This window comes from Staphylococcus ureilyticus, from assembly GCF_025558845.1.
Lineage (GTDB): Bacteria > Bacillota > Bacilli > Staphylococcales > Staphylococcaceae > Staphylococcus > Staphylococcus ureilyticus.
In genome coordinates, this window is sequence record NZ_CP094825.1 from 88,358 (window position 1) to 106,642 (window position 18,285).

Consider the following 18,285-nt stretch of genomic DNA (forward strand, 5'->3'; position numbering starts at 1 on the left):
TGTTATCATATAAAAAATGCACCATTCAAAGTTAGTCACATAAGTGAGACTTTTGAAATGGTGCACTTTTATTTTGCAGAAAATGAGAATTTTAAAATATTGATTGAATTCTATCATGTGTCTATATAAAGTTAGTTTTGTTTACCTGTAATATAACTTAAATCAGTAGCGACATCTGCATCAATGGTTCTGTGAGAAACGATGCCAAGTCCCTTAACATTTGATTCTGAAATAACGATAGAACCGTCATCGTTCACTTTTTCTACAAAAGCTACATGACCGTATATTGAATCTGCACCATGCTGACCTGCCTCAAATACAACGGCAGTATGTGTCTTAGGTGTTGAAGAAACCGTATAACCTTTTCTTTCTGCGCGATTGTTCCAATTTCTGGCATCACCTAGATCTCCACCGACATATTGATCGAATTGCGACATACGGTGATAGACATACCACGTACACTGGCCATGTGGGTAAGGCGAGTGATTTGTGGTTTCTGAAAATGGCTTGAAATCGCTATTATCGTCATCGTTCTTCAATTTATAATCGTCTAAATCTGGCATTTGTTTACGGTCAAATTGTGTTAAGTCGTAGTGCTCAATAATGCTGTTAAGTTTGTCAGCGTATTGAGAATCAGTTGCATATGTGGTAGCCAGATGTGCAGTTGCTGACCGATAGTTATGTGCTTCGCGCTTCCACGTTGGTTTATAAATATTTGGATTGCCATCAATACCTTGTTTGATTAATTTAGCATAATCCTCTAATGATTCTTTTTCACTCGGATAACTACGGAAATCGGCTGAGATTTGGAACATGTTGTTTCCATTGTCTTCAAGAGTATTGAAAGTAGTGGATTTTCCTTGGTAAGTTCCCTTGATACCGAATAAGTTATAATGAGGTGCTTGGGCAAGTGCACTCATGCCAGAATCTGATTCTAATATGGCTTGTGCAATCATCACGGATGCGTAAATGTCTTCATCTTGGCCTATGTCATGTGCATCTTGTGCGATTGTTTTAATGAAGTCACGTGTATTTTTATTTTCAGTTATTGTCAGTTGATTTGTAGTGTTATTATCGTCCGACAAGTTTGGTAATTGTTGAAAAATAGCAGTAGTGCGTATGTTAGACTGCTTGGTATCATTTTCAAAGGATTGGGCCGGTTTTTCTTTTTTGGCTAATTGTGATTGAGAAGGTAACTGCGGATTAGCATGGTTACTTGATGGTTGTTCACCTGAGTCACTTTTCTTATTTTCAGAATCCTTATTTGATGAATGTGCTTTTTGAGATTCATATTGTTTTTGGTTATTTTTAGCGTCTTCACTATACTCGTCTAAAATTGATTCTAATACTCTATCTTCCGACGATGAACCGGATTGATTGTCTGTTGTGCTGTCATTGTCACGAGTGTCTGCGTCATCATCCTGCTCACCTGTATCATTATTACTTGTCGTTGTTTCATCATCTTGTTTATTCTGACTATGCCCATCCTGCGTTGTGTTTTCACGAGATTGATTTTGGTGTGAATCTGAATTGGGTTCGGTATCATCTTGTTGCGCATCATGCTCATCTGTATACTGATTTGACTCATATTGACTGTTTTCTGATTCACGCGCTGTGTCATTAGCATCGTTGTCATAATCTGTACGACTTTGTTCTTGTATAGATTCTTCGCTATCTTCATTTGAATCATCATTTATCTCATTATCATCAATGAAAGCTGTCGCATTTGAATCTTCTGAATCAGTGTGGTCTGTTAATGAATTATTTTGTTTGTTATTGTCTTCGTTTGAATCATCGTTTTGTTTTAATGTGGAAGGGGTTTGGGTTGCTTCATTATTAGAAAGTAATTGATCTAGTAATTTAGATAAACTGTTATTGTCTTGGTTTTGTTTCAAAGGTGTTGGTTTAAACATATCAAATATGTTTGAACGATCATCGTCTGTTGATGTATCCCATGTATTTTTAGTTACATTTGTCGACGTTTTGTCAGGAGTCTTAGAATTATCGTTTTCTTGGCTGTTGTTCTGCTCACTTGTTTTAGTGGGGCCATCATTTTTACGATTTTGTTGATCTTCCCGTTCACTACTATGCTTATTATCGCTAGATTTCTCTTTTACATCATCAGATTTCTCGTTATTAGTTTTATGATTTTGGGAGGATGATAGCGATGAATCAGATTTTTCTTTGTCTTTGTCTTTCTGTGTCTCAGTTGACTTAGTAGTCATTGTATCTTCTTTTGAGGTTTCTGCTTTGGCATCATTGATAGGAAATGATGGCATAAGTAAAGAAGTTGAAAGTAAGCAAACTAATAATTTTTGTTGCCTCATGAAAATACCTCTTTCCTAAAATATATTATTTACTATATACAAAGTATTGTTTATCTTGGTAAACTGTTAATAGTCTTGCTTTTAGTTGAGGTCTATCAACTATGAAAGGTTAAACGTTATTAATGAATTCAGTATATCAATTTATATGCAATAAACAAATAGTAATTTGAATTTTATATAAGAAGAAATCACAGATCTAGTTTTTGAGGTGTATAAATGAAAAACGTAATAAAATTATTTTTTATGGATTTAAAAAAGATTGCTAAAGCGCCTAGTGTATTAGTGATTTTAGGTGGTTTAGCCTTGCTTCCTTCGTTTTATGCTTGGTTTAACTTGGATGCGACATGGGATCCATATGGTAATACTAAAAATATTAAAATCGCAGTTGTGAATGAAGATAATGGGGATAAAGTCAAAGGTGAAAAAATTAATGTTGGTGATCAAATTACCGATAATCTTAAAAAAGATGATAACTTTGATTGGCAGTTTGTAAGTAGAAAAAAAGCAGATCATGATTTGAAAATGGGAGAATATTATGCAGCCATTTATATACCAGATAAATTTACACACCAAATTACTGGTACGTTGCGAAAAGACCCACAACAAGCAAACGTTGAATATAAAGTGAACCAAAAACTTAATGCAATTGCGCCTAAAATGACTGATGCTGGTACAAGTGCTATCGTTCAAAAAGCGAATGAACAGTTTAATGAAACAGTGACACAAGCACTTTTAGATGAAGCGAATCGTCTAGGTGTAAAACTTGAAGAAGAGATTCCAACCATCAATAAAATTGAAGATGCTGTATCCGAAGCGAATAAAGCTATGCCAAAAATTAACGATTTTGCAGATACACTTATTTATTTAGATGAAAACCAAGATCAAATTGACAATTATGCGGATCGATTTAGAGGATTAGGTGACTATAAAGGTGAAGTTATCGATGCAGCAGATAAGTTAAATCAAGTTAATGCTGCAATACCTGCATTGAACGAGCGTTCTAAACTAATACTGGCATTAAATGACTACATGCCAAATATTGAAAATGCACTTAATGTTGCTTCTAACGATGTGCCAGAAGCCTTTCCTAAAATCAATCGCGGTGTTGATATTGCAAGCACTGGGGTAGACGCTGGCTTACAAGGATTGAACGATGCGCAAGGTTACTTGCCTGCGATTCAACAACGCGTAGAAAGTTACCAAGAAGTCGTTGATCGCGCACAAGATGCAAATCAAAATGTTAATCAACGCCTAGAAGATAATATACAAACTGAGCAGCAAAGTGCTAAGCGTTCAGGTCGATATTCAAATATTCAAACATCGCAAATAAGTAATAATCAAAGCGATGATGATGACAATGAACAACATGATTCTACAGTAAGTAGTAAAGATGTTAATGCTATGCAATCTTCATTATCAGAGTCATTGTTATCACTTTCTAATTATGCTGACAAACAAGCCGAAAGTAGTCAGGAAGATATCAAAGCGTTGGAAAATGTCACATATGGTATTTTATCTACAGACAAACCTAAAGATTTTCAAAAAACACTGGATCATATTAAATCCAGACTGGAAATGACTAGTAAATTTAATCAGCAATTTATCGATATATTAACAGAACTAGAAGAGAGAGAAAATGTCGATTTATCGAATGAAATCAAAGAATTAGAATCGACAAATAATAAAATAAATGACTTAATTAAGCAGCAGAATCAACTTAGTGATGCACTGTCAAACGGAAGTTCTGGTAAGGCAGAAGCAGTAGCATTACTTAAAGACCTACCTCGCGTAAATCGTAGCTTGGATGATTTAAGAAATTATATTAAAACAGAACTAAATCAGAATTTGTTCGACATATCAAACGAAGTAATGTCTGTATTAAATGAAGGTGATGCTAGACTTTCAACGCTTCAATCGAAATTAAATACGATAGAACAGGTTATAAACTCTGGACAAAGTATTTTGACAACAGGCAAAGATAGAATCGAAACGATTCAAAGTGCATTGCCAACCATTGAGCAAAGATATATGGATGCAATGGCTACTGCACAAAATTATTATCCACAATTTAAACAAGGCGTTGCGAACGCAGCATCCTTTATTGAAAATGATTTACCAGGGTTAGAGCAACAATTGTCTGATACGACAGCAACAGTAAATAGCACGATACCGACCTTATTCAATCGTTACGATCGTTTAGTTGATATTTTGGATACCAATCAACCACGTGCCAAAGAAGGATTGCATAATTTAGCGAATTTCGCACGTAACCAATTACCAAATGTTGAAAAAGATCTTGCTAAAGCGAACAAACTATTTGATGAGATTGAAAAAGATGATGCGGTAGACAAAATGGTAGATTTATTGAAGAATGATTTGAAAAAACAAGCGAATGTGATTGCGAACCCAATAGATATTGATCAAAAGGATGTATTTCCTGTGAAAGACTATGGTTCAGCAAGCACGCCATTCTATACAGCCTTAGCCATTTGGGTAGGTGCGTTATTGATGGTGAGCTTATTAACGACAGATAATAAACACAAATCATTAGCACCATACCTATCAACAAGAGAAATATATTTAGGTAAAAGTGGATTATTCTACTTATTAGGTATCGTTCAAGCGCTTATTGTATCTATTGGTGATATCGTAATACTGAAAGCACAAGTAGAATCAATTGGTTGGTTTATTGGTATCGCAGTATTCGCATCAATCGTATTTGTTACCATTGTTTATACTTTGGTATCACTGTTAGGAAATCCAGGGAAAGCCATTGCCATCATCTTTCTTGTGCTACAAATTGCAGGTGGTGGGGGAACATTTCCTATCCAAGTTACACCAGAGTTTTTCCAAACGATTCACCCTTACTTACCATTCTCTTATGCAATCGATGCATTAAGAGAAGCGGTTGGCGGACCTGTTCCTGAAATTCTAACTCAAAAATTAGTAGTACTTTCATTATTTGGTATAGGATTCTTATTAATTGGTGTAATATTCAAACCAATTACAGATCCACTGATGAGAAAAGTAACTGAAAAAGCTGAAGAAAGCGATGTAATGGAGTAAAGTTGCTAACAAGTTAAACGTCAAAATGATGTTTATCAGTTTGAATGATGATAGTGAAAAACAGTTTCGGTCTAAAACAGAAACTTAAAAATATAATGAGCGATGATTTCACTTCAAATAAGGGAGTAGGACAGAAATCTAATTTTATATAAAAGATTTTGTTATCTCCTCTTGCTTGGGTAATTAGAATTGAGAAAAGTATAAAATCATTACCTAGAACTGTAATTCATGCATAAGTCCCACTAACTCAATCAATTGAGAAGTGGGACTTTTATTTTTTGAATCAGTTTAGATTTTGAATGTGTATGCATACTTGTTTAGAAAATGGATATAATTCATAGATGCTTTTCTATAATATAATCCTGTTGTGAGCTGTTAAAAATGATTGAAGGTATGCATTTTAATATAAAAAAGACACTTTAAGGGTTTCGAATTATTGCAACAATAAAAAACATCCACGATAACAATCGAAGATGCTTATTAAATAGCTTAGATAATATTTTGAATAACTTCTTTGCGTAATTTACTTCTTAATTCTGCCATCGTATTTAAGTGATATTTTTTATAATCACCTGAATCAATTCTAAAAGCGTGTATACCTAAAACTTCATTTTTACTATTTAAAATGGCACCTCCTGAAGAACCAGGTTCAGCCATTATTTGATAATAGCCCATTGGATTGATGTTGCGAGCCATAAGGGAATATTTCCCCTTAGAATGATACATCGTACCCATAGGATCATTCTTGAATTTGCCAGTTGGTAATCCATAATGGTACATATGAATAGGCGTATTAGCCTTGATATTAGTAATCGATTTTTCTGGAGCAATTTTACGTATTTTCATATACTTTGAAATATCTTCTTTTGTATATAATAATGCGACATCACCAAATTGCATCATTTTTACACCAATCACATTGAGAGAACGTGTGTAGGTTGAACCTTCTTGTAGCAGGTTCACTCTAAGATTTTGTAATGAAGATGGTGACATTGGTTTATGTGCTTCTGGATTATTGACGACGTGATTAGCTGTTAATATTGTATGTTTACCAATTGCAGTTCCAGTGCCATATGTCAGAGCTTTTTTAATAGGATTCCAATTAAATACGGTTGCAATATTGGCTGATTTTGCAGTCGTATGTTCTAAAGTAACTCCTTTATTGCCGGATTTTTTCATGATTTTTAATGCATCATTGATGCCGGATGCTTCAGTCGTTTGACCAAAATCCCGCACATTATCGCTGCCTGGTATCTTTGATGACCAAGTTTTAGGTGCTTGATTATAGTAGTTGCTGTTTTTTGAAGTTTGCTTACTTGTTTTTGGAATAACCTTTACACTTTTAGATGCTTTTGCTTGCTTAGCTAATGGTTTTGTTTGTTGTTTTTTTGTTGTTGAAGATAAGGTTTGTGGTTTTATATTTTTATTTATTTTAGCCGTATTCGTTTGTTTTTTTGTTGTTTTAGTTGAACTTGATAGTAACTGTGGTTTTATAGATTTTGATGTACGCTTAGAAGAAGTATGTTGAGCTACTCGAACTTTGGTTTTTGATGACCCACTTTGTTTTTGTTTAATAGATGCATTTGTTTTTTGATTTTTGTTAGTGGGCATAATAGCTTTATTTTTATTTTGAATTATTGGTTGTTTTGATAGTTTTTTCTTTGGGGTTATTGGTGAGTGCGATTTTACTTTTATAGTTTTTGATGGTGGTTGCACATTTTTACCCAAAATTACTTTCGGAGTATCTTTTGGATCCCCTTTTATAACTGGATTTTTAAATTCTATGTCTTTATTATTGTATTTCAATTTAGTGTTTTGCTTGGGAAATTGAACTTCATTTTGTTGTGATTTTAAATTGCTATTACTAACTATTTTAGTATTTTTTACTTCATTTGTAGTATTGATCTTTTTTGTTGCTTTTGTTGTTATCGGATATTTTTTAGTTACTTTATGGTTAGTTGGATAGTTGATATCAGTAGTGTTTTCAGCAGCTTCCATTGTATCAACATGAAATATTATCACCAAACAAATTATCATAGATATGGCGATGATTGCAGAAATATATTTTATTGCCCACGACGGTTTATTCACTTAATCTGTCCCCTCTGTCTTTTGTGTAAAAAGTAAATAAGATTATTTCTTTAATATTATATACTTTTTCTTTTGTGTATGGCAATATATTTTTGGAAATAATATAATGAAATAGACATTTGTTTGGCAAAATATACTTGTGATAACTAACTTTTTTCTTTATTGCAGTATTTTTTACTAATGTCATAAGCTATTAATCTTAAGTTAAACAATAATTTAATTATTGCATTTTAAAAAACATTGTGTATTATTAAAATTACAGAAAACATTAAGGGGAAAAGAATGAAAATGAATACGAATATACGTACTTTTTCTAGCAAGAAGTTAGTGCTAGGGCTTGTAACGACTGCTATTGGGATTAGCACGATCGCTTTAGTAAGTGAAAATGCACATGCGAGTACTTCAACAGTAAAATCACAAACAGTAACAAAAAAAACTAAAACTACGACTTTGACAACTAAACCAACTACAACGGTGAAAACAGTAAAGCCTGCAGTGGTAAAAGCAACGACAACAAAAGTTGCTACAAATGTAACGACTAAAAAAACACAAGCAACAGTAAAACCTATAGCGCAAAAAGCACCAGTGACGAAGCAGTCAGTACCTGTAAAAAAACCTGTTAGTAAAGCTATTTCAACAACGACGATTAAAGCACCTGTTATGCCCAAAGTACCGACGACAACAGCGAAGAAACCGAGTACACCGATAAAAAGCACGACAATATCATCGACAAAAACGCAAACAATTCCAGTAAAGACACAGAGCACACCGACAAAGACTCAGGCTTCAAGTACAACAACGCCGCAGACTACAAAATCAAACACACCATCGACAGTACCTACACCATCTGCACCAGTACAACCCAGTACAATAGCAAACGCACCAGTCAAGACAAATGAAGCATCCCAAAACACAGTATCTCCTAAACTCGAAAATACGAACATTCAAGATAAGACATTACAGTCACAAGAAACAATAAAAGCAACTCCAGAAACGGAAACAAAGACAGCTAGTGCAACGCGTAAACAAGATTATTATAAGTCTATGACAGAATTATACAAAGATACGACAGAAGGTATCGACTGGAAGAAAGATACACGAAATGTCGGGAAATCAGTGTTGATAGCGGCACCACATGGTGGGAACATTGAACAAGGGACTTCAGAATTAACAAAACTAGTGGCGAATAATGGTGATTTTGATTATTTTTCATTTGAAGCGATACGTCCATCCAACAACACCCAATTACATGTAACATCTACAAATTATGATGATGCAACTTTGCATGAGATGATTCAAGATCGAACAGCTACCATTTCAATACATGGTGCTCAAGGTGAAGAACAACTCGTATACTTAGGTGGTTATCAATCACCGCTTAGAGACGCCATTCAAAGTCAACTTGAACTTAAAGGATTTGTAGTGAAGATACCGCCAGAATACCTTGGTGGGCTGAGTAATGCTAATTTTATTAATAAAGTAGAGGAAAGCACAGGTGTTCAATTAGAACTAACGACCGCTTTAAGAAAAGCGTTTTTCAAAGATGAAGACACTAGCACAGCATCACGTAAAAAAATAGAAAATTGGACTACCACGATGTATGATTTTGCTGAAGCGCTTAATCGTGCAATCAAGCAAGTCTATCCAGAAAATCAAGGATAATATATTGATTTTATTGCTAAAGTAGCACGTTTCAAGTTTTTAATTTTAATAAGTAGATTTCTTTTAATAAGCTAATGACCTCAATGCGTATGTATATACGTGTTGGGGTTTTTTATATATTTTAGTGAGATTCATATTCGGTTAGTCTAAGGGAAGTCTAAATCTTCCGATTTTCTGTAGAAAAACAAAAATTGTAATTGCGCATATATTTATAAAATTGTATAAGGACATAGCATGTAGCGTTAATAAATAAATCTCTAAGTATAGATTTCAAAAACAAGGAAATGTTTGAATTCAAAAAAACATTGTAATATAATTCACGTTATTTCATGCAAAATGATAAATTCACATTTGCGAAAATTTGAACATACATAGATTAATCTAAAGAGGAGCACAATGATGAAGGTATATACATCAATTATTTTTTGGATGAGAGCAATTGCTTGTCTAAGTATTGTGATGATTCATATAATTACTACAACATTTTATAAATTTGAAATGCCCAATGATGGCTATTTATTAAGAGGTTTTCAATTACTATTATTATACGCAACACCAATGTTTGTTTTTATTTCTGAGTTTTTATTAGCGAAACAGTATAAGACACAGGTTAAAGAAGGATTTGTAAAACAGAAGTTGCTGACACTAGGAATTCCATATATCATCATTAACTTAGGTTTAGCGTATGTCTACGGGCAGCCTAATAACTTAATGGAATATTTAGATTCTGTACAATTTATGATGTTTCATGGTGGCACGCTGACATATTTTATTGTTATTATTTTTCAATTTTATGCTTTACACATATTATTTGCGAAGCACTTAGTAAAACTTAATCCATTAAAATTAATCGTATATTCATTAGTTATCACGATGCTATTTTGGGCTATGAGAACTTTTGTTGATGCACCAGAGGTTTGGTATTTAAATTGGTTATGGCAACGAGAGGGCTGGATGATATTCATAGGTTGGCTTAGTTATTTCTTACTAGGTTTTTATATGGGTTATTATTATGAAACGTTGATGGCCAACATACAAAAGTATACGAAATACATTGTGTTAGGAACTGTTATAGTGACGGCCATAACGCTGATCAATTACTTGTCGGGCTGGTTAACGCTAGTGGACTCTAAGCGTATTGATACACCAATCTATGTTACTATGATAATCTTAATATTCTTTCTAATATCGTCTTATGTTAAATATGTACCAAAATTTTTCATCTTAATCAGTAATTATTCTTTTTCAATATACTTAATTCATTACTTTATTGTACATAGGTTAGGGACATTACATGAACATCCTATATTCAATATCGTATTTACATTTACATTAACGATTACGTTCTCAATATGCATTGCTTATGTGTTTAACCAGTTTAAACTAGGCAAATATATAGTAGGAGGCATTGGGAACGTTAAGTATGATACGTTTTATCAAAGTTATAAAAATAACCTAGTAGATTAAAAAGGGGAGAATTGAATGGATAAATTAGTCTCGGTTATTATATCTGTCTATAATAAAGAACCATTCTTAAAAAATGTATTGAATCTTTAATCAATTTAAATATGGAACAATCAAAATTGGAGGCAATCTTTGTTGATGATTGTTCTACAGATAACTCAGTAGCAATGATTGATAGTTATGCTAACCAGTATGATTTTATCCGATTAATTCAGTTATCAACGAATACAGGTAGTCCGTCAGAACCAAGAAATATAGGTATTAAAGCTGCAAAAGGAAAATATATTGCCTTATTGGATGCCGATGATTGGTTAGATACTGAAGGATTTCCAAGATTTATGGAAAAAGTTAATAGTGATGATGCAGAGTTAGGCTTAGGACAAAGCTACAAACATACGAATAAAAGTATTACGTATCATGCTAAATTCACATCCTATAAAGATGCATCAAATTTGATGCCACAAGATATTGAAAAGATTTTTAGAGCAGTAGGGCCACCGGGTAAAGTATTTAAACGTGATATTGTAATTAATAATCAGATTCAATTTGAACATATGAAATTTGGTGAAGATAAATTATTTTTCATCGATCTTATTTCTAAGATTCAAAACATTACGATGTCTACGATACCTGTTTATCATGTGAACAGATACGATGAAAATCAATCACTTGTGAAAGAGACCTCAGTGGTAGATAAAGCTTATTTGAATGTGGATATAACCAAACGTATTTGTAAGATGGATATATCCGAGTCTCTGAAAAAAATGATGTTATCAAGAATGGTGGAAGTAGACTTCTTTAGAAGGTTGTTGCATACAAAGACGTTTTTAAAGTCTGATAATAAGCAAACGTTCTATGCTATTTTTGATGATGTAGAACAGATGCTAAATGAATATGGTTATGATATGAAGGAATTTATTAGTAACAAAAAATTTATAGCTATGTATACACTTTATCATCAAGAAGATAAGGAAGCTTTTTTAAATTTTACAGAAGCACTTGTTTATGGTTATTGGCGTTATTATATGAAAAAAGATGCAATTTACATGGAAATTGACAGTGATTGTGCTATTTTAGAACCAACACCAGTGCGTTGTTATCCAGTGTATGAAGGTACACAAATGCTAAATGGTGAATTATATGAAGTGATTAAAGTATTGAAACCAGAAAACGTCCAAATCAATGGTGTGAAATTAATTGAAATTAATAACGCAATGAACGTGTATCATGTTGATTATGTGTATAAAGATAAAAGCATTTATATACCCCAGGAACAATTTAAGCAATCGAAAGAGATAGATGTTAATCTCGGTGTCGAATTTGGTGAAACGAATGATATCGCCTTAGTTTACGCTTCTTACCCGAGTAATAATGACATTTATAAAATGAAACGACAAAGCTTCAAGTTAGAGTTCGTCAATAAGTTGAGGGAAAAATACCAAGGAAAATATTTCCTAACGGCATCAGAACAACCATTGATGACGCTTAAAAAAACAAATGTATATCGTGATATTGAGTTTGAAACGAAGCTCATGAGTTTAAATCCAGGTATGAAAGTAGTGCCAAAAGATGTTCAGTTCACATCGAATGGTACACCTAGATTAATCCTTGAAGACGGTAGTGTGATCACAGCAAATAAAGATTTTGTGGCACAGATTCACATGGATAACCATCATAAATATATTACAGATGTTCCTAATGAGGTTAAAATTAAAAAAGTTTGTAAATTATATCATTCTAGAATATTCAAAAGTGAGCCATTGGAAACACTTAAAGTTGGAGACACGATTAGTATCGCTAATATTGCTTATACGAATAAATCAACACCACGATTAGTTACACAAGAAGGAAATTACTTAACAGCAAATAAAGATTTTGTTGAAGTTATAAAATAATATTTAAAAAGCTACTAAATAACCGGAAGTACTGGTTTTAGTAGCCTTTTTTGTTGGATAAAAAACCATACGCTATGCGTATGGTGCAGTATGGTTATACCGTTGTATTAAAAATTGCATCTCTACGTGCTAAAATAATATTTGGTCAGCCAACCAAAATAAACAACACGAGGAGATGCAACTTATGTCATCAGACACAAATAGTTTAGCACATACAAAATGGAATTGTAAGTATCACATTGTCTTCTCTCCTAAATATAGAAGACAAATTATATACGGAAAAATAAAGAAAGATATTGGAATAATATTGCGACAGATGTGTGAAAGAAAAGGCGTAGAAATTATTGAAGCTGAAGCATGTAAAGATCACATTCATATGTTAGTTAGTATTCCACCCAAATTAAGCGTTTCGCAATTTGTAGGATATTTAAAAGGAAAGAGTAGTTTGTTGATTTTTGATAGACATGCACATTTAAAATATAGATATGGTAACAGAAAATTTTGGTGTAAAGGTTTTTACGTTGATACAGTTGGAAGAAATAAAAAGTTATAGAAAATTATATTCGTAATCAATTACAAGAGGATATCGTTGCGGAGCAATTAACACTTGTTGAATATATAGATCCTTTTACTGGCGAAGAAACTAAGAAGAAAAAATAAAATAACCCTTTTAAGGGTTGCTGGGAAAGTAGTACATATGGCTGATCTTCTCAGAGCCCTTATCAGGGCTGGTCAGTAACAAAGGCTTATAGCCGAAGAACAAACCACCCGTTATACGGGTGGTTTTGATTTCTTAGGATTAATCGTGCCATTTTTAAATTATGCAGGTTTATATATTGCATTGGGCATATTGATGTTATTGTTAATCATCCCATACTATTTATTTTATGGACGCTATGATTATAAATACTTTTAGTCAAACATTTTTAAAGTATAACTTTTTTGTTAATTGAATTACTATTTATAAAAAGCAACGTACAATAAGACATTGTACGTTGCTTTTTAATTCGTTTTTACTATAATAGAAATTTTTCACTTATAATTTTCTGAAGGTTAGCATGTTAGATTAGGTTTTGTTTTATGGATTAAAGTTAGCGTTCTTTTCGTATGCTTTTAAGTCTGAATAGGATGAATATAACACCAAAAATTGCTGCGACTGCGCCAAATAATGGATTTGCTTTATCTTGTAATTGTCCAGTATTTGGTAGTTGATTTTTATCAGAATAATCGGTACTTTTTTTAGTCACATCTGTTTCTAAAGTGGGATACATAAATTTAGATGTTACGTGATTATTTGAGTTATAAACCATATTTGAAATAGAATTGTAGTTCGAATTATGGAATTTTTCCGGATTACCTATTAAATTACTGTTGTTGAAAGTGGCTAAGCCTTTTGTATTATTGGAAATGTTTGAGTTATTCATTAATTCAGATCTATCTGTATTATTTAAATAATCTAGGTTACCTGGGTTATACGAATTGTTTAGGTTATCCAGATTGCTAGGATTGTCCGGATTGTCCGGATTATCTGAGTTGTCTGGGTTGTGAGTATTTTCCGGATTATTCGGGTTGCTAGGGTTATCCGGGTTGCTAGGGTTATTCGGGATTTTGCAGACTTCGTTTATATACTCAATTTGCTTCGGACTTAGGTTACTTTTTAGATAATCTAATTGCGCATTATTAATTTCATCTTCGGTAAAACCTTGCGTTCGCATGTTTTCTTTCTTTAATTCTAACTGTCTTTGGAGGTCATCTTCGTTCCACGTTCCACCTACATTTGCACTTGTAGAAAGTAATCCATTACTCAAATTTTGCGGTGTATCAAATTGTTTAGTAAACATTATGCCATAAGCACTATTGGCTTCGATGTTACCAAAATTGACAATTGCTACATTACCATTAAATGTTACGCTTACCGGAGTTAGTATATGTTGATACTTACTCATACCGTTAGTTGAAACTGCAGGGTAATATCGATTTACTACCCAGTTTGATACGTCTGTTGTGGTTACATTTTCATATGGTAGTGTAACTCTCATCTCGGCGTTGTCTATTGCATAATCAGTAGCGAAAACGGCTCTCCAATACTGTGTTTTAGTAGCTTCATTTGGACCATCTTGCCAATGTTGAATTTCTAAATTACCAGGACCATAATTTTCTGTATCTACCGCATTGGGATGATTATTTGGATTTTTAACTTTTTCTTGGTATCCATTATTGGAATAGTCATCTAAATTTGTATCCATGATACTTTTTGCATTTAAATCAACATTATTTGTATATGACGTAGTTACTTCGTCCGCAGTACAATTTTCACCTGTTTTGACACCATTTTGAACAGTTTGAGTACGTTGTGGTATATAGCCGTTTTGTTCTTGGAAATATGTTAAATTGCCATCTTTATCAGCATCTTTATTTATATCTGACGTAGTTTCAACTGTCTTTGAAGTCGTTTCTTGGGTAGGATATTGATTTTCAGCATAAGAAGTTGGCGTATTGTTTGTTACTTCGGGTTGATTTACATCGGATGTATTTTCATTAGTGTTTAGTGTTGTGACTTCTTCTATCGTATTTGTAGATTCAGTCATATCATTCGTACTTGCTGAGGACTCTGATTCTGTTATTTCTGTTTTATTATCATTTTGATTAGTTGATTCATTAGGTTTAGTGGTTATCTTATTGTTATCCTCGACGAATGTTTGATGAGCTGTTTGTGTTGAATCTAGTTCGCTAGCATTTGCTTCATTGTGCATACCTACCATTAAAAATGTACCCAGTAATATGGATCCAGTACCAATTTTAAACTTTCTTAAAGAAAATCGTTGAAAACTACCATTTTTCATAAAATCATTCCCATCCCAATTTATAAAATTACATCATTCTTTACTATTTATACAGTACAATCTATTATAAAGCAATATAATTTTGCAATGTTTATTAAAAAATACAAAAGTTGTTAAACGTCTAAATATTAAAGACTGCTATAATGTTATTTTTTATTAAGAATAACAGATAAAGTAATCAATCATTAAAGATTTTTTATAATTTATATTTACACAAAATAAAGCAGGATAGTGAATATCTATCCTGCTTTTAGACTTCATATTGAAATAAAAGTGTCACTTTATGTTAAAGCAAGTTGTCCGAAACCGTAAAGGGTTTAGATAACTATTAAAGTATGATAACTTTTGTAATGGGAAAAGCAATTTCTTAATAAATCACTACTATTTGATGTATTGTAACACAACCGTATAACGAGCTAAGAATGGAGGAAATACAATATGAATCAATTGAAGCAATTTTTTATGAAGTTGATTGAACCACTTACACAGGTAGAATTTTATCAATCACTCTTAGTCAATATATTAATTATCGCGGCATATATTTTGATGGGGATTATAGTGATTGCCATTGCGAAGAAATTAGTGACGAAATTCTTCAAAGCGAATGCAAAGAAAAAAACACATTATAAAATTAAGCGAAGTGAGACATTATCTACACTAGTTCAAAATTTAGTTAGCTATGTTGTATGGTTTATCGTGCTCACCTCAATATTGTCACGCTTTGGGATAAGTGTATCTGCGATTTTAGCCGGTGCCGGTGTAGTCGGTCTAGCGGTCGGCTTCGGTGCACAAACAATTGTCAAAGATATTATCACTGGTTTCTTTATTATATTTGAAGGACAATTTGATGTGAGTGATTATGTGCAAATTAATGCTTCTGGTGTAACGATTGCGGAAGGTACAGTTAAAACGATTGGTTTAAGATCCACACGTATACAATCAGATACAGGTGAAATATATACTTTACCCAATGGAACAATAAGTGAAATCGTCAATTATTCTGCAACAGATGTATCACCACTTGTGATGATACCCGTTTCGCCATCAGAGGATTATGAAATGATTGAGAAAAAATTATTAGACTTTTTACCAACATTAAAAGATAAATATGATATGTTTGTCGCAGCGCCTGATTTATTAGGATTAGACAGCATCGACGGCAATCAAATGATTATTAAATTATTAGCTCATGTGAAGCCAGGCATGCATTTTCCGGGTCAAAGATTGTTGCGTAAAGAAGTTTTACATTACTTTAATGAAGAAGGTATTTCTACACCAAAACCAACGCTGGCAAAATTTGAAGAACCCGAAGTTGAATAATAATGTAATTATAAATAAAGAAGCGTATCTACATGTTAATCGTGCATGTAGGTACGCTTTTTATTTTTTAAACTATGCGAGCACACTAATTTATTTGGAATTTTACGATATCGCAAACAGTTCATTAATGACTGAGACCATATCATCGTGAATTACTAAATTTGCATCACTATCATAAGGTGTAGGGTCTCTGTTAATAATAACTAAGTTTTGACCCTCAAAGTTTGAAATAAGACCGGCGGCAGGCTGAACGACCAGTGAAGAACCTAAAACAACGAGCGTGTCAGCAGATTTGATTTTATGCAAGGCGTCAAAGATCGTGTCTTGGTTTAGCATTTCTCCATAAAGTACGATATCGGGTCTGATGGGACTGCCACAAGTTTCACAATAACGTAAGTTGTGGTGAATCACGTATTGTTTAGAATATTTTTGGTCGCAGTTAATACAATAAAATCGGTTTAGTGTACCATGTAGTTCATCTGTGTGTGAACTCCCAGCATCTGAATGTAGACCGTCAATGTTTTGAGTAATGACACCAAGGGATTGTTGATGCTTTTCAAGTTGTGCAATCCACTGATGAACGATATTTGGTTTTTTATCAGCAAACAGTAAATAATCATGACAAAAATTAATAAAGCCCTCAGGGTCATTTTGGAAATAGGTTTCACTTAGTAAATACTCAGGTGAGTAACCATTTTTTGAAATTTCTTCATATAAACCGCCAATAGAACGAAAGTCAGGAATACCACTTGCGACAGATATACCTGCTCCTGTAAAAAATGTAATGCTATTAGAAGTATCGATGATATTTTTTAATGATTCAATATTATGATTCATAAGATCACTCCATTAAAATATTTAGCACTTATTGTAATTTTGAAATTTCAATATTACATTCAAACCAATTTTAAAATGAAGTATTGATTTTAGCAAATTTAGGATTATGAATATATCTAACTAGCAACGGTTATTATTTTTCGATATATCGCTTGACGAATAACGATATATTTTTAATATTTCGATATATCGAAATGGAAGGATGATAATAAATGTTTAATAGATCATTTCACAATAGAAGACATATCATGATGCAACACGGAGAAGGTGGATTTGGACAAGGGTTTGAAAAGATGTTTGCAGCCGCACGCGGCAGGGACCGCTTTTTTAAAAAAGGAAATTTACAATATAGCATTTTACGATTATTGTTAACCGAACCCAAACACGGTTATCAAATTATTAAAGATCTTGAGGCACAATTTAAAGGATTTTATTCGCCAAGTCCAGGCAGTGTTTATCCTATTCTTCAAATGTTAGAAGATCGTGGATTTGTTTCTGTATCAAAAGAAGGAAAGAAAAAAATCTATACAGTAACAAAAGAAGGTAAGGCATTTTTAGAGGAAAATATTGATAATGATGAATTTACAAAACGTATGGAACAATTCAAAAATATGGATATTGACAAGATGAAAAAATCACGTGATGAGTTACAAGCACTTTTCCAATCATTTATGTTAGCGGGACAAAGTGCAATGAAAAATGAAGAGAAATATGAGCAGTTTCAACAATTAATCAAAGAAACTGAAACAAAGCTAATGAATTTTATTGAAGAAAAATAAA

At 32.8% G+C, this 18,285-nt stretch carries 10 protein-coding genes and 1 pseudogene; 7 read left to right on the forward strand and 4 right to left on the reverse strand.

Annotated elements, in window-relative coordinates; all coding sequences use genetic code 11:
- Positions 1–131: 131 nt before the first annotated feature.
- Positions 132–2,327 carry an amidase domain-containing protein gene (locus MUA21_RS00400; protein ID WP_262561571.1) on the reverse strand — a complete coding sequence of 732 codons (2,196 nt, stop codon included), beginning with the start codon at positions 2,325–2,327 and terminating at the stop codon, positions 132–134.
- Positions 2,328–2,543: 216 nt separating this feature from the next.
- Between MUA21_RS00400 and MUA21_RS00405 the strand changes: the two genes are divergently transcribed.
- A complete protein-coding gene (locus MUA21_RS00405; RefSeq protein WP_262561572.1) occupies positions 2,544–5,393 on the forward strand; it encodes a YhgE/Pip domain-containing protein in 2,850 nt (949 codons plus the stop codon).
- A 489-nt stretch (positions 5,394–5,882) separates the two neighbouring features.
- Here the strand turns inward: MUA21_RS00405 and MUA21_RS00410 are convergent, their stop codons facing one another.
- Positions 5,883–7,484: a trypsin-like peptidase domain-containing protein gene (locus tag MUA21_RS00410; protein WP_107525815.1), complete on the reverse strand. Its 1,602-nt coding sequence runs from the start codon at positions 7,482–7,484 to the stop codon at positions 5,883–5,885.
- 288 nt (positions 7,485–7,772) lie between these two features.
- Between MUA21_RS00410 and MUA21_RS00415 the strand changes: the two genes are divergently transcribed.
- From MUA21_RS00415 to tnpA, 4 genes and pseudogenes are all read left to right on the forward strand, one after another.
- The gene (locus MUA21_RS00415) at positions 7,773–9,146 is read left to right on the forward strand and encodes a poly-gamma-glutamate hydrolase family protein (RefSeq protein ID WP_336606222.1); all 1,374 of its coding nucleotides are present in this window, start codon (positions 7,773–7,775) and stop codon (positions 9,144–9,146) included.
- 399 nt (positions 9,147–9,545) lie between these two features.
- Positions 9,546–10,613, forward strand: coding sequence for an acyltransferase family protein (locus tag MUA21_RS00420; protein WP_262561574.1), 1,068 nt, complete (start codon positions 9,546–9,548; stop codon positions 10,611–10,613).
- Positions 10,614–10,729: 116 nt separating this feature from the next.
- A complete protein-coding gene (locus MUA21_RS00425; protein WP_262561575.1) occupies positions 10,730–12,505 on the forward strand; it encodes a glycosyltransferase family 2 protein in 1,776 nt (591 codons plus the stop codon).
- Between the two features lie 184 nt (positions 12,506–12,689).
- Positions 12,690–13,165 (forward strand): annotated as a pseudogene (gene tnpA / locus MUA21_RS00430) (IS200/IS605 family transposase).
- 431 nt (positions 13,166–13,596) lie between these two features.
- Here tnpA and MUA21_RS00435 read toward each other — a convergent pair.
- Complete coding sequence (locus MUA21_RS00435) at positions 13,597–15,348, reverse strand: YSIRK-type signal peptide-containing protein (RefSeq protein WP_262561576.1); 1,752 nt, start codon at positions 15,346–15,348, stop codon at positions 13,597–13,599.
- A 438-nt stretch (positions 15,349–15,786) separates the two neighbouring features.
- Between MUA21_RS00435 and MUA21_RS00440 the strand changes: the two genes are divergently transcribed.
- Positions 15,787–16,668, forward strand: coding sequence for a mechanosensitive ion channel family protein (locus MUA21_RS00440; RefSeq protein ID WP_046206882.1), 882 nt, complete (start codon positions 15,787–15,789; stop codon positions 16,666–16,668).
- 102 nt (positions 16,669–16,770) lie between these two features.
- On the opposite strand, the gene MUA21_RS00445 is transcribed toward MUA21_RS00440, so the two are convergent.
- A complete protein-coding gene (locus MUA21_RS00445; RefSeq protein ID WP_046206883.1) occupies positions 16,771–17,505 on the reverse strand; it encodes an NAD-dependent protein deacylase in 735 nt (244 codons plus the stop codon).
- A 212-nt stretch (positions 17,506–17,717) separates the two neighbouring features.
- Between MUA21_RS00445 and MUA21_RS00450 the strand changes: the two genes are divergently transcribed.
- Positions 17,718–18,284 (forward strand): PadR family transcriptional regulator, encoded by a 567-nt coding sequence (locus MUA21_RS00450; RefSeq protein ID WP_438873792.1) that lies wholly within the window; start codon positions 17,718–17,720, stop codon positions 18,282–18,284.
- Position 18,285: the final 1 nt, after the last annotated feature.